The organism is Rhodoferax sp. AJA081-3 (genome assembly GCF_017798165.1).
Taxonomy (GTDB): domain Bacteria; phylum Pseudomonadota; class Gammaproteobacteria; order Burkholderiales; family Burkholderiaceae_C; genus Allorhodoferax.
Genome location: NZ_CP059068.1, coordinates 3,818,398 through 3,832,318 on the forward strand (window position 1 = coordinate 3,818,398; position 13,921 = coordinate 3,832,318).

Annotated in this window: 8 protein-coding genes; 3 read left to right on the forward strand and 5 right to left on the reverse strand. The window is 64.0% G+C overall.

Features of this window, described 5'->3' with window-relative positions:
• Position 1: 1 nt before the first annotated feature.
• On the forward strand, positions 2-8,458 hold the full coding sequence (locus HZ993_RS18000) for a GH36-type glycosyl hydrolase domain-containing protein (protein ID WP_245213679.1): 8,457 nt from the start codon (positions 2-4) through the stop codon (positions 8,456-8,458).
• Positions 8,459-8,577: 119 nt separating this feature from the next.
• Positions 8,578-8,892, forward strand: a complete 315-nt coding sequence (locus tag HZ993_RS18005) for a BON domain-containing protein (RefSeq protein WP_209394103.1) — start codon at positions 8,578-8,580, stop codon at positions 8,890-8,892.
• 69 nt (positions 8,893-8,961) lie between these two features.
• On the opposite strand, the gene HZ993_RS18010 is transcribed toward HZ993_RS18005, so the two are convergent.
• The 4 genes from HZ993_RS18010 to HZ993_RS18025 are packed head-to-tail and all read right to left on the reverse strand — an operon-like array spanning position 8,962 to position 12,422.
• A complete protein-coding gene (locus tag HZ993_RS18010) occupies positions 8,962-9,621 on the reverse strand; it encodes an ABC-type transport auxiliary lipoprotein family protein (protein WP_209394104.1) in 660 nt (219 codons plus the stop codon).
• Positions 9,618-10,475: an MlaD family protein gene (locus HZ993_RS18015; protein ID WP_209394105.1), complete on the reverse strand. Its 858-nt coding sequence runs from the start codon at positions 10,473-10,475 to the stop codon at positions 9,618-9,620. The genes HZ993_RS18010 and HZ993_RS18015 overlap by 4 nt, the downstream gene beginning before the upstream one ends.
• Positions 10,460-11,284 (reverse strand): ABC transporter ATP-binding protein, encoded by an 825-nt coding sequence (locus tag HZ993_RS18020; protein WP_209394106.1) that lies wholly within the window; start codon positions 11,282-11,284, stop codon positions 10,460-10,462. Before HZ993_RS18020 ends, HZ993_RS18015 begins: the two co-directional genes overlap by 16 nt.
• A gap of 1 nt (position 11,285) precedes the next feature.
• A complete protein-coding gene (locus tag HZ993_RS18025) occupies positions 11,286-12,422 on the reverse strand; it encodes an MlaE family lipid ABC transporter permease subunit (RefSeq protein ID WP_209394107.1) in 1,137 nt (378 codons plus the stop codon).
• 130 nt (positions 12,423-12,552) lie between these two features.
• Here HZ993_RS18025 and HZ993_RS18030 point away from each other — a divergent pair, with 130 nt between their 5' ends.
• Positions 12,553-13,140, forward strand: a complete 588-nt coding sequence (locus tag HZ993_RS18030) for a BON domain-containing protein (protein ID WP_245213680.1) — start codon at positions 12,553-12,555, stop codon at positions 13,138-13,140.
• Positions 13,141-13,171: 31 nt separating this feature from the next.
• Here the strand turns inward: HZ993_RS18030 and HZ993_RS18035 are convergent, their stop codons facing one another.
• Complete coding sequence (locus tag HZ993_RS18035) at positions 13,172-13,921, reverse strand: Crp/Fnr family transcriptional regulator (RefSeq protein ID WP_209394108.1); 750 nt, start codon at positions 13,919-13,921, stop codon at positions 13,172-13,174.

Genomic DNA, 13,921 nt, shown 5'->3' on the forward strand with positions numbered 1-13,921 from the left:
CATGGCGCATTCCGCCCTGGCAGGCTTGCTCCCGGGCGCAACGCCTGCACTGTGCGACATGCTGGACCCGTCCCGCGGACCGGTCCAGCCCCCCATACGGTCTGAAATATTTGGTGCGCAGCGGTTTGCACAACATGGTCAAACCCTGGGCGTCACCCACCGGGCCGAATCGGTTTCCATCTTTGCGGCCACATTTTTCCCGCGTCTCAAGAGCAACATCCAGGTACTGCGTGAGGCGCACCGCTACATTGGTGTGCAAGCCAGTACCGGCTACGACGTCAGCCCCGCAGCCGAATGGCTGCTGGACAACTTTCACACCATAGAAGCCCAGCTCAAGGAAATCCACGAGGGATTGCCGCGCAGCTACTTTCGCAGCCTGCCCGTGCTGCTGGACGAACCCCTGGCCGGTCTGCCGCGGGTGTATGGCGTGGCCTGGGCCTTTGTTGCCCACACCGATGGGGCTTTTGACGAAACCCTGTTGGCGCATTTCCTGAAGGCGTACCAGGAGGTACGCGAACTCAAGCTCAGCGAAGTCTGGGCGCTGCCAACCACCTTGCGTGTGGTGCTGATTGAAAACCTGCGCCGGCTGGCGGAGCGCGTGGCCACCAACAAGGCGGCCCGCGAGGCTGCCAACATCTGTTTTGACCGCATTGACAGTTACGACGCCGATGCGCTGGACACACTGCTGGCGCTGCTGACCGCGCGCGGTGTGGGGCGTGTATTTTTGGCGCAGATGGCCCAGCGCCTGCAAGACCGGCGCACCGCCGGGGACGACAACGGGCAGACCTTGGTGCAAAACTGGTTGCGTATAGCGCTGCCCGACCTGGGCGCCATGCAGATCCAGCAAACCGCCGACCAGGCCCAGGACAATTTGAGCGTCAGCAATGCGGTCATGTCATTGCGCGCCATTGGGGATGCGGACTGGTCGGGCATCATTGCGCGCAGCAGCGCCCTGATGCAGCTGATGCTGACCTCGCCTCTGTTTTCTGCAGAAGAAGACGCCACCCGCGACCAGACCCTGCACGCCATCGAGAAGCTGGCCCGGCGCAGTGGCCAGAGTGAAGTGGCGATAGCGCAGGCCCTGTTGCGGCTGATGCACGCCGCAGACCCGGCCGACGGGGTGTCCATGGTGGCCCACCACTGGCTGCGCGGAGCAGGCCAGTCGGCCTTGGTGCAGGCCATAGGCCTGCCCGACCGGGCCGGTTTCTTTTGGCAAAACGGTGTGCACCGCCTGGCCTTGCCCGTTTACCTGCTGGTCTTGACCGGCGTCCTGTCACTGCTGGTGTGGTGGCTGTTGCGCCATGGTGTGGGCACGGTTGGTGATGGGGGCTACACCTGGTTGACACTGGTGTGTGGGGTGGCAATGGTGTTCCCCGCATCCGAAGCCGTGGTGGCCGTGGTCAACCGGCTGATCAGCGAATCGGCCCGCCCACAGCATCTGCCCCGCCTGGCTCTGCTGGAGGGCATTCCACCCGAACACCGGGTGTTGGTGGTCATCCCCGGCATGTTGGCGTCTGCCGCCGCGACCCAGGAGCTGGTGCACCGGCTGGAACAGCACTACCTCGCCAACCCGGAACCCGAGGCGCAGTTTGCGCTGCTGACAGACTGGGCCGATGCCGATACCGCGCAGACCCCCAGCGACGGTGCTTTGCTGGCGCTGGCACAGCAGCAGATGGAAGCGCTCAATGCGCGCCACCCCCGCACACCCGGCGCCACACCCGACGCCACCCCGGGCGTACCACGTTTTGTGTTGTTGCACCGCCCGCGCAGCTTTAGCCCAAGCGAACAACGCTGGATTGGCTGGGAGCGCAAACGCGGCAAGCTGGAGCAATTGGTGGCCGCCCTGGCCAGCGGTGGCCGCAAGAGTTTTCTGGACCTGGGCGTTGCCTCACAACTGGCCAGCAACACGCCCTACGTCGTCACATTGGACAGCGACACCCTGCTGCCCCCCGGCCGATTGCGCGAACTGGTCAGTGTGGCGGCCCACCCGCACAACCAGCCCAAGCTGGACACCCGTGGGCGCAAGGTTGTCAGCGGTTACGGCATCTTGCAGCCCCGCATCGTCACACCACTGCCGGCCGCCGAACTGGCCACGCCCTTCCACTGGTTGTTTGCCGGCCAGTGTGGCATTGACCCCTATAGCGCAGCAAGCTCCGAGGTCTACCAGGACCTGTTTGGCGAAGGCACCTTCACGGGCAAAGGTTTGTTGCATGTGCAGACCCTGCACGCCGTGCTGGCGGACCGCCTGCCCGAGGGCCAGATACTGAGCCATGACCTGCTGGAGGGTGCGCTGGCCCGGTGTGCGACCGTGACCGACCTGTCCGTGGTGGAGGATGCCCCCTTCCACGCGGACGTGGCGGCTGCCCGTGTGCACCGCTGGACCCGCGGTGACTGGCAACTGCTGCCCATTCTGGCGGCGTCGGTCTTGCAACCCAGCCGGTATGGAATACGGGCCGTCAACCTCTGGAAAATGCTGGACAACCTGCGCCGCTCCTTGGTGGCGCCCTTGTCACTGGTGTTTTTGCTGGCCGCATTGGCGGGCGGTGCCGTGTCCCCCTGGATTGCACTGAGCCTGGTGTTCCTGGCGTTTTCCGCGGGGCCACTGATGGGCGCACTCGCCGCGTTTTCGCCCCGCCAGGTGGACCTGGCCAAGCTGCGATTTTTTGTGGAGGCGGTGGTAGACCTGGGGCGTGCCCTGTTTGGTGGTCTGTGGCATGTCGCGCAGCTGGTACAGCAGTCGCTGCTGGCGGTTGACGCCATCACCCGCGCTGTACACCGCACCTTCATCAGCCACCGCCAGTTGCTGCAGTGGACCACGGCCGCCGCCGCGCAGTCCGCCGCCAAGACCACACTGCCGGCCCTGGTGCGCCTGCATTGGCGTGCACCCACAGTCGCATTGGGCTTGCTTGCGGCACTGCTGGTGACCGGCACGCCCTACCCTGGGCTTGTGTCGGCGCTTTGCTTGTTATGGGCTGGCGCGCCCCTGTGGATCTGGTGGACCAGTCGCCCACTGTCACCGGTGATCGACACCGCGGTCTCTGCACCCGATGCCGTTTACCTGCACGGCGTAGCCCGTGACACCTGGCGTTTGTTCGAGCGTTGTGTGGGCCCTGAGGACCGGCACCTGCCACCCGACAACCTGCAGCTCACGCCGCACGATATGGTGGCCCACCGTACGTCGCCCACCAACATCGGCCTGTACCTGTTGAGTGTTGCCTGTGCGCGGCAGTTCGGCTGGATCGGCACGCAGGACATGCTGAGCCGTTTGCAGGCCACACTGGCCACACTGCTTGCGCTGGAGCGCCACCGCGGCCACTTCTTGAACTGGTACGACACCCAAAGCGGCGCCCCCCTGTTGCCCATGTATGTGTCCACGGTGGACAGTGGCAACCTCTCGGGTCATTTGCTGGCGCTGTCCCAGGCCTGCCTGGAGCTGGCCCACGCGCCGCTGGACCGGGCGGCCCAGCAGCGCGCCGTGGCCCAGTCGCGTGCGCGCATGGCGCCGCTGTTGGCCGTGCGATCCCAGTTGCCGCCCCCGTTGCGCGACGAACTGCGTTGGATGCTGGCGGACCACCGCAACACCCTGCAATCGGCCGCACGCGATCAGACCCTGGAGGCGGCCGATGCGGCTCATCAACTGCGCGCATTGGCACGGGCGTTTACCGCGTTGGCGTGGCAGGCCGACTTCACCTTTTTGTACCACGGCAAACGCCGGCTCTTCCACATCGGTTACCGGGTGGCCGAACATCAGCGCGACTCCGCGTTCTACGATTTGCTGGCCTCAGAGTCCCGCCTGACCAGCCTGCTGGCGATTGCCAAAGGGGATGTGCCGGTGCGCCATTGGGCCGCACTGGGGCGCCCTTTCTTTGCGGTGGGTACCAGCGTAGGCCTGCGCTCCTGGACCGGCTCCATGTTCGAGTACCTGATGCCCAGCCTGGTCATGGCCGAGCCCAAGGGCAGCGTCTTGCAGGCGGCCTGCTGTGCCGCATTGCGCGAGCAAATGGCGTTTACCCGGGCCCAAGGTCTGCCCTGGGGCGTGTCGGAGTCGGCCTATGCCGCCAGTGACCACACCCTGGCCTACCAGTACGCACCCCAGGGTGTGCCGCGCTTGGCCTTGCGCCGCACGCCGGTGGATGAGCTGGTCATTGCACCCTATGCAACGGCCCTGGTGGCCCAAATCGCACCGCGCAGCGCCACCCAGAATTTACGGATGCTGGAGGGGCTGGGCGCGCGGGGCCGTTATGGTTTTATTGACGCATTGGATTACAGCCCGGCACGCCGTGTGGACGGCAAATCGTTCACGGCCGTGGAAACCGTCATGGCCCACCACCAGGGCATGAGTATTGTTGCGTTGACCAATACCCTGCTGCACGGGCTCGCGCAGCGCTGGGGCATGGCCGATGCGTCCATGGAGTCGGTTGCCTCGCTGCTGCATGAACCGGTGCCGCGTGCGGTGTCACTCTTGTATGCACCACCCCCCGCGTCGCGGCCCATGGCGCAGCAGCGTCGGCGGGTACCCAGCCTGCTGCGTGCCGTACAGCCGGGTGCGGCGGCAGTGGAGCCCACCCATTTGTTATCCAATGGCCGCTACAGCGTGTCGCTGCGCGCCAATGGTGCAGGCTGGAGCCGCTGGGGGCAGACCGGCATCACCCGCCAGCGTGACGACGCCTTGCGTGATGACCGCGGCAGCTTTTTCTACCTGCGCTGGGACCAACAGCGTTTGCCGGTGTCGTTGACACAACACCCCGCGCCAGACCCCAACGCCAGTTACCACAGCGTCTTCCATGCAGACCGTGTGTGTTTTGAGACCACGTGGCCCGACATCCACGCACAGACCACGGTCTGGGTCAGCCCCGAGGATGACATCGAATTCCGCAGGGTCGAGTTGCGCAATGACAGCGACAGGACGCTGGACATCGAGCTGATCTCCGCGTTCGAACCCACGCTGGCCGATCGCCTGGCCGACGAAGCACACCCGGCCTTCACCAGTCTGTTTGTGCGGGCCGAATGGCTGGTTACACACCAGGCTTTGTTGTTCGAGCGCAAACCGCGCCTGCCCACCGAACAAGGCCTGCAGGCCGCACACTTTCTGACCACGTCTGATTCCCGCATACTGGCCACGTCCCTGCAGACGGACCGGCAGCGCTGGTTGGGACGCAACCATTGCTCGGCGAACCCCTTGGCGTCGCTCGACCCCTTACCCTCAACCACCAACGAGACCAGCAAGGTCTTGGCAACCGGGCTGGACCCCATGTGTGCCCTGGCGGTCCAGGTCCGTCTTGCACCCCATGCGCGCATCCAGCTGACCTTTGCCACCGCGGTATCGGACAACGGCGCCACCTTGCGCGCGGTCATCGACAAGTACCGCCAGACCAACAATGTCAAACGTGCCTCCTTGATGTCGGCCACCCTGATGGGCATTCGCCTGCGGAGCCTGCGCATCAGTGCAGACAATTTTGCGGCCATGCAGACCCTGACCACGGCCATGGTGTTGACGCTGACACGGCCCTCCTCACGCCCGCCAACAGTGGGCAGCGTAATGCCGGGGGTGTGTGACCGCCGCCTGCTGTGGCGTTTTGGTGTCTCGGGGGACCGGCCCATCATTCTGGTGTCGGCCGGTGTGTTGCAGGGCTTGGGGCTGTTGCGGGTGATGGCGCAGGCGCTGAACTTCTGGGCCTGGGGTGGCATCGCGTGTGACGTGGTGGTGGTGAACTCCGAGCCCGCTTCTTACGACATGCCGCTGCAGCGCGAAATCGCCGCCCTGCGAGACCGCCATCTCTTTGATACCGGTGCCCCCCTGCGCCCTGCAGTGACAAGTTTTGTGCTGCTGCGGGCGGAGGAATTGACGGCAGATGAACTCAGCACCCTCAAGGCCCATGCGCGAGTGCGTTTGCATGCCGATGGCCGCCCCCTGGCACACCATGTGCAGGATTGGATGCACCTGCATGGGCAAGCCAGGGAAGAGCGGCAGGCGCGCCCTGGCCTGCGATTGCTGGCCAGTGCCCGCATAGGCCTGAGCGCCACCGCACCCAAAGGTGAGTTTCTGCAGGCATCGGGTGAGTTTGCCTTTGCGGTCAGTGCCGGTATTCGTCCCCTGCGGCCCTGGATCAATGTGTTGTCCAACCCGCGGTTTGGCGCACAGGTGTCTGAGGCCGGTAGTGGTTACACCTGGGCGGTCAATAGCCGCATGAACCAGCTGACAGCCTGGTCCAATGACCCGGTGTCAGACCCCCCCGCTGAGTGGTTTTTGCTGCAAGACCTCAAGACCCAGCAGGTCTGGAGCGCCACACCCAACGCCTGGGGTGCGGATGGCAGCCAGTACCAGATACGCCATGGCCAGGGCTACACCGTGATCAGCCACCACCGCGCGGGCCTGGAAATCAGTACACGCTGGTGTGTGGACCCCGAATCATCGGTCAAACAGGTCTCGCTGGTCGTTGTCAACCGCAGCGCCAAGGCCGTGCAACTGCGTGTGCTGGGCCTGTTGGAATGGATGATGGGCGCCAACCGCGCAGACCGCGCAACCGTGCAGACCGAACACTGCCGCCAGCCCCAGCCCCATGGCAGTCTCTCGGTACTGTTGTGTACGCAGCGCGAACGCGGCGCAGGTTTTGGCGACGGCACCGCCTTCCTGAGCCTGGCCCGGGACGACGATGACACGGATGACTGGACCTGTGACCGGCGGGAATGTTTTGATGAACACGGGCACCTCACATGGCCCACGCAGTTGGGGCGCCGCGCCGGGCTGGGGTTGGACCCCTGCGCCGCGCTTGCCACACGCATGGATGTGGGTGTGGGCGCCTCTGCAGAGTGTGTCTTTCTGGTCGGTTATGCAGAAAGTGCCGACGCGGCCCTGGTGCTGGCCACCGCGGCGGCGGCCGTGGCCACCGAGCAGCGCATGCAGTCCGTACACGACACCTGGAACCAGTTGTTGGGTGCAACGGTGGTGCAAACACCCGACCCCTTGTTTGATGCCATGGTCAACCGCTGGCTGCTGTACCAGACAGTCACCTGCCGCCTGTGGGCCAAAGCCGGTTTCTACCAGGCCGGTGGCGCAACCGGTTTTCGGGACCAGTTACAAGACGCCATGGCGCTGGCCTGGGCCGCACCGCAGATGCTGCGGGACCAGATTGTGCTGTGCGCCTCGCGCCAGTTTGAACAGGGTGATGTGCAGCATTGGTGGCACGCACCCGCGGGCGCCGGTGTACGCACCCATTTTTCGGACGACCTGCTCTGGCTGCCCTATGCCTGCACACGTTATCTGCAGGTGACGGGTGACCATGCGCTGTTGGAACAGCAGGTGCCGTTTCTGGAAGGTGCGGCGATTCCCGATGGGGCAGAAGATGCCTACTACACACCGGCTGTCAGCGCACACACCGCGTCGGTTTATGAACATGCTGCACGCGCCATCGACCGCAGCCTGCGGGTGGGCGCGCATGGTCTGCCGTTGATGGGTAGTGGGGACTGGAACGACGGCATGAACCGTGTGGGTATCGAAGGCCGTGGTGAGTCGGTCTGGTTGGCGTGGTTTCTGTGCCGCCTGGTCACTGACTTTGTGCCGCTGGCCGCCGCGCGCGGCGAGACAGCTCGTGTGCAGGCCTGGGAGGACGCCCTGCGGGGGTGGAAAGCCGCACTACAAGGACCTGCCTGGGATGGCCGCTGGTTCAAGCGGGCCTTTTTTGACAACGGTGAACCCCTGGGGTCCAGCGCCAATGCCGAGGCCCGCATAGACCTGATTGCGCAGTCGTGGGCGGTGTTGTCCGGCGCTGCACCACACGACATGCAAAGCATGGCCCTCTCGGCCATGGACACCGAACTGGTGGATGGGGAGCAGGGCTTGATCAAGTTGCTGGACCCGCCGTTCAGCCAGTCGCAACCCAGCCCGGGTTACATACAGGCCTATCCGCCCGGTGTGCGCGAAAACGGGGGGCAGTACTCCCATGCGGGGGTCTGGGCCCTGATGGCACAGGCGGCGCGACCCAAAGACGCGCAGCATCCCAAGGGCGGTGGCGACGACCCGTACCGGTACTTCACCTATTTAAGCCCGGCACACCGTGCCAGCCACCTGACACGCGGCCTGGCCTACGCCGTCGAACCCTATGCCATGGCAGGGGATGTGTACACACAGCCCCCCTATGTCGGGCGTGGTGGCTGGAGCTGGTACACGGGTGCCGCCGCCTGGTTGCACCGCGCAGCGGTCGAGTCCATTTTTGGCCTGCAACTGGGTGTACAGGAACTGGTGTTCCAGCCCTGTTTGCCCGCGCACTGGGACCGTGCCGAGATGCGCCTGGTCCGTGGCGGGCGCAGCATGCGGTTTGTGTTCCTGCGGGCGAATCTGGGTGATGCGCTGGCGGCCACCACTGCCCTGGACGCCCATGCCCTGCGGCCCGGCCAGGCCCTGTTCTGGACCGATCTGGAGGGTGACAGCTGTTATGTCATTCCCCTGCTGGCGGATTAAAACTGTGGACCTAAAACACATGGGTACGCGGTTGGTGCGCCAGCACACCGACGGAAAGCGGCCAGATTTTTATAGTTGACCCGTTCACTTGTCATTTTCTAATTTACTGGAGATTCATTATGCAAATTCGCCAAACCCTCGCCATCGCCATTTCTGCCATCGTTCTGCTCACCGCCACCGGTTGTGCCGTCCAGCGTGGCCAGGAAACAGTGGGCTCTTACATCGACGACGCCGGTATCACCACCCTGATCAAGACCCGCTTTGTGGAAAACAAACAGGTTGATGCGGCATCCATCAAGGTTGAAACTTTGAATGGCACCGTCATGTTGTCCGGCTTCGCCAAGAATGGCGCCGAGCGCACTTCTGCAGAAGCCATCGCACGCGGTGTCAAGGGTGTTGTTGCTGTCAAGAACGAGATCGCTGTCCGCCCTTAATCGGCACGCACACGCACCCAAAGCCCCAGGCTCCGTAAAGGAGCGCTGGGGCTTTTTTTCGTTGGTTGATTACTGTGGTTTTTGCAACAGAAACTGCGACAACTCTTCCAGCACGGTTTGCACCGCGCGGTTGGCAGCCACCACACCCGCACGGGGTCCGTCACTGCTGGCCGGTACCTGGGCGTCGAAGGCGCGCCACGCGACAACCTTGCGTGTCTTCTCCTCCACCAGGTAGACGCGCAGCGTGAAATGCACGCTGCTAGGTTGGGTCTGAAAATTCTGTTGCAGCCGAACGATCTCCGTATCCAGCCGCAGGTCCCCACCGGCAGAGCCCGGTGTCATCACCACCGCGCGGAATGCCCCCGTCTGTTCGATGGACGCCACCATCAACGGGCCCAGCATGCGTGCGGGGGTATCGATCCACTCGCTGTGGGCAAAATATTCCAGCTTGTGGGGCTCGCGCAGGTAGATGATGCGCTGGCTGTCAAAGCCCGAGGCGGCACGCACCGGGCTGATGATCAGGGTGGGGGCGCTGGCCAGCGGGGCACGCGCCGTCTGGGCGCTTGCAGCCGGGCCGCTGTACTCCAACGCATAAAAGCTCGGTGGTGTGCTGGCTTTGGGCTGCAACACGCTGCAGGCGCTTAATGCCAGTGTGGCCCATACGGCCAGGCACACGCCCGCCAGGCGGGCCTTGGAAGCTGTGGTTGTTCTGTGGTGTGGTGTTGTCATGGTTTGGCTTCCTGTTCGCCGGGACCGGTGGGCGCGGGTGTGCGGCCGAACAGCAGGCCGCTGGGGTCGCGGGTGGTCTGCTCACTCAGCCGCCGTAAGGAGTTGCTCAGGCTGCCCAGTTCACCCAGCAGGCGTTCCACCTCAGGCAGTGTTTCCGTGCCCAGGCGCTGGACACCGTTGCCCAGACCATCGGCCGCCTTGGACGCGCTGGCGCCGGCCTTGGAGAGGTCGTCCCCCATCTTGCCGACAGAGTCCGCACTGCGGCCGACACGGTCGATCAAGGGGCCGAGTTTGGCGGTTGCCTGTGCCGTGTTGTTCAGGATGCTGCTGAACGATGCCTGGTTCTCCGGGCTCAAGATGGCATTGATATTGTTCGAGGTGCTGTCCAGCTTGCCCAGCACATTGGTGAGCACGTTCTCCAGCCGGGCGCTGAGCGACGGCTTGGTCTGGATGACGGGGTAGCGGTTGGGCGCGATGGTGCGCAGTGGGGGAGAGTCCCGTGTGCCACCGCTGAGCTCCACATAGGTGATGCCGGTCAGGCCCTGTGTCTTCAGCACCGCAATCGTGTCTTCCTTGATCGGTGTGCCCTCTTCAATGGCAAAACTCAGGATCACACGTTCGGGTGTGGCGCGGTCCAGGTCGATGCGCTGCACCTTGCCCACATCCACCCCGTTGTATTTGACCGGCGCATTCAGGTTGAGGCCCGCTACCGATTCATTGGCGACCGCCAGAAAGGTGGCGTAGTCTTTTTGCCAGGCACCGCCCGATGCCAGCCACAGTGCCCCGACGATGAGCACGGCGCCCAGGCCCAGCACAAAGGCACCCACAATGAAAAAGCTTACTTTGGTTTCCATACGGTCTCCTGGGGTGGTGAGGGGGGGTGGGCCTGTTGTTGCGCACTGCGTGCACGCGGGCCTTCAAAAAAGGGCTGTACCAGGGGTTTGTCGGAGCCTGCGAGTTCCTGCATGGAGCCTACGGCCTGCACCGTGCCATCACCCAGCACGGCCACGCGGTCGGCCACCTGCCACAGCAGGTCCAGGTCGTGGGTGATCATCACAACGGTCAGGCCATAGAGGTCGCGCAGCGAACGCACCAGGTCGTCCACACCCGCCGCACTGTTGGGGTCCAGGCCCGCGGTCGGCTCGTCCAGGAACAAAAGCTCGGGGTCCAACGCCAGGGCCCGCGCCAGGGAGGCGCGTTTCATCATGCCTCCACTCAGCTCGGACGGGTACTGGCCTGCCACTTCCGGCCGCAGGCCGGCCATGGACAGTTTCCAGTGCGCGATTTCGTCGATCAGGCTGTCACCCAGATCCGTGTGTTCGCGCAGCGGCAGGCCTATGTTTTCGAGCACGGTCAACGCGCCGAACAACCCCCCGTGCTGGAACATCACCCCCCAACGCTGGCGCAAAGCCAGTGCGTCGGCGGCTGTAATGTTGTGCAGCGGCATGCCCAGTACACACACGGTCCCCGCCGTGGGTTCCTGCAGCAGAATCATTTCACGCAGCAGGGTGGACTTGCCCGTGCCACTGCCCCCGATGATGGCGAATATCTCGGCGCGGCGCACCGCCAGGTCCACACCGTTGTGCACCACGTGGTCGCCAAAACGGGTCACCACCTGCTGCATCTCAATCACGGTCTCACCGGTGTTGTGGGTGCCGTCCATGTCACAAGTCCAGAATGCTGAAGGCGATGGAGAACAACGCGTCTGCCACGATCACCAGAAAGATGGACTGCACCACACTGCGGGTGGTTTGCAAGCCCACGCTGTCGGCACCCCCGCGGGTGCGAAAACCCTGGAAACACCCCACCAGGCTGATGATGATGGCAAACACCGGCGCTTTGGCGATGCCCACCATGTAAGACGTGACACTCACCGCCTTGGCCATGCGGTCCAGAAATTCGGTGTAACTCACCGCCAGTTGGGTCTGCGCCATCAGCATGCCGCCGGCCACACCCAGCACATCGGCAAACACCGTGAGCAAGGGCATGGCAATCACCAGGGCAATCACCTTGGGGATCACCAGCAGCTCCAGCGGCGCGATGCCAAGTGTGCGCATGGCGTCTATCTCTTCGGTCACCGCCATGGTGCCGATCTGCGCCGCAAAGGCCGAGCCCGAGCGCCCGGCAATGGTGATGGCGGTGATCAGCGGCGCAAACTCGCGCAGCATGGACAAACCCACCAGGTCCGCCACAAAGATGTTGGCGCCGTACTGCCGCAACTGGTCGGCCCCCTGGTAGGCCACCACTATGCCCAATAGCAGCGACAACAAACCTACGATGGGTAACGCATCAAAACCCGCCCTGCGGATGTTGAACAAAATGGGGCGCCAGCGCATGCGTGACGGGTGGATGACGCAGTTGGCAAACGCCAGCGCACACTCGCCTACAAAACCCAGCATGGCAAAAAACTGCTCCCAGGCCGCACCGGCTTGGCGGCCCACACGTTCCAACAGTTGGGGCGGGGTGCGCGCGGGCACAGCTGGAACCAGCGCCTGGGCCTGCACGTGTGTTGTCACGGCCTGCAACAGGCGTTCAAAGTCGGGGTGTAAGCCTTGTAGCGGAGCCTCCGCACCCGGGCCACCCAAACGGGTGCGCAACTTGTGCAGCACCCAGGCACCGGCGGTGTCCAGTTGCGCTATGCCCGATGCATCGACCTGCACGGGCGCGCTGCGGTCCGCTTGCAGGGCGTCCAGCTGGTCAGCGCACCCGCCCAGGCCCCGTGCAGTCCATGCCCCACCCAAGGTCAGGGTGTGGGGGCTGGTCTGGGTGGCGCAGGCACGCGGCTCGCTGCAGTGTTTCATACGTGGCTCGAAGCTTAGGTGGCGGCCTCTTTCCTGTTTGTTCGCGAGCGCACAGAACGCAGAGCGGAATCAGCGCACCCTTTGGGCACACAGTCACACCAGGGTGATTGGCTTTTTTGGAGTAACCCGTATGAACCGTATGAAAACCCGCCTCGAAGTACTTGCGTTGAACACCGTGTTGGTGGGCGTGTTGGCCGTCTCTGCCGTGGGCTGCAGCAAGCCGGTGGACAGTGTGGGCCTCCCCGCTGCCAGCACCACCGTTGGCACCGATATTGACGACAGTGTCATCACCAGCAGCGTCAAGTCGGCACTGCTGGCCGACGCCGACATCAAGAGTTTTGACTTCAAGGTAGAAACCCGCAAAGGCGAGGTCCTGCTCAGTGGCTTTGTGGACAACCAGGCCCAGCTGGACCGTGCAACCGCCGCCACACGTGCGGTGGCCGGTGTCAAGAGTATTCAGAACAATGTGGTGCTGAAGGGCGCCCCCACCACGGTGGGCAAGAAGGTGGACGCCGGCATCATCACCAGCAAAGTCAAAACCGCGCTGCTGGGCGACCCCAGTGTGAAGAGCTTCGACATCTCCGTGGTCACACGGGATGACGAAGTGCTGCTCAGCGGTTTTGTGGACAACCAGGCCCAGGTCGACCGCGCCATGGAAGTGGCCCGCGGCATCGAGGGTGTGCGTCTGGTGCGCAACGAGATGAGTATCAAGAAGTAACCCGACAGCAAGCCCCCGGCCTGGGGGCTTGTCAGGTGTTGGCGGCGTGCACGTCGCGCAGCAGGCGCTGCAGCTCCTTCTTGACCACGCCATAACACTCGCAGGCACGCGCCTCCAGCCCCTCGCGCTCCAGCACCGCAATGTGGCCGCGCCGGTAGCGTATATATCCGGCCGTTTGCAAATTGCCAGCCGCCTCGGTCACGCTTTCGCGGCGCACACCCAGCATGCTGGCCACCAGCTCCTGTGTCATCACCAGCTCGCGTGCGGGCACACGGTCCATGGTCAACAACAGCCAGCGGCACAGTTGCTGTTCGACCGAGTGGTGGCGGTTGCACACGGCGGATTGCGCCATCTGGGTCATCAGCGCCTGGGTGTAGCGCAACAGCAGGCGTTGCAGTGCACCGGCACGGTTGAACTCCGCCTGCAGCACGTGGCGGTCCAGCCGGTAGGCGTGACCGGCGGTCTGCACCACGGCCGAACTGGGTGTGGTGTCTCCACCCATAAACAGCGAGATGCCCACGACACCTTCATTGCCTACGCCAGCGGTTTCGGCGGATGCACCGGTCTCCGTCACATAGTGCAGGGATACGATGGACGTGGTGGGGAAAAATGCGTGGCGCAGCTGCGTGCCGGGCTCGTACAGCATCTGGCCCAGTGGCAGGGGCACCAGCTCCAGGTGGTTGGCAAACAGGTCAAAGTCCGCCTGCGGCAAAGACGCCAACAAATGGTTTTGTTGCGGGTTGTGCAGGGCGGACACGGCGTGAATGTCGGATTTTGGCAT

Coding starts and splice junctions, on each gene's coding strand:
- HZ993_RS18025 (WP_209394107.1), bottom strand. CDS start 12,422: ATGAAACACTGCAGCGAGCCGCGTGCCTGCGCCACCCAGACCAGCCCC.
- HZ993_RS18010 (WP_209394104.1), bottom strand. CDS start 9,621: ATGACAACACCACACCACAGAACAACCACAGCTTCCAAGGCCCGCCTG.
- HZ993_RS18020 (WP_209394106.1), bottom strand. CDS start 11,284: ATGGACGGCACCCACAACACCGGTGAGACCGTGATTGAGATGCAGCAG.
- HZ993_RS18000 (WP_245213679.1), top strand. CDS start 2: ATGGCGCATTCCGCCCTGGCAGGCTTGCTCCCGGGCGCAACGCCTGCA.
- HZ993_RS18030 (WP_245213680.1), top strand. CDS start 12,553: ATGAACCGTATGAAAACCCGCCTCGAAGTACTTGCGTTGAACACCGTG.
- HZ993_RS18005 (WP_209394103.1), top strand. CDS start 8,578: ATGCAAATTCGCCAAACCCTCGCCATCGCCATTTCTGCCATCGTTCTG.
- HZ993_RS18035 (WP_209394108.1), bottom strand. CDS start 13,921: ATGCCAAAATCCGACATTCACGCCGTGTCCGCCCTGCACAACCCGCAA.
- HZ993_RS18015 (WP_209394105.1), bottom strand. CDS start 10,475: ATGGAAACCAAAGTAAGCTTTTTCATTGTGGGTGCCTTTGTGCTGGGC.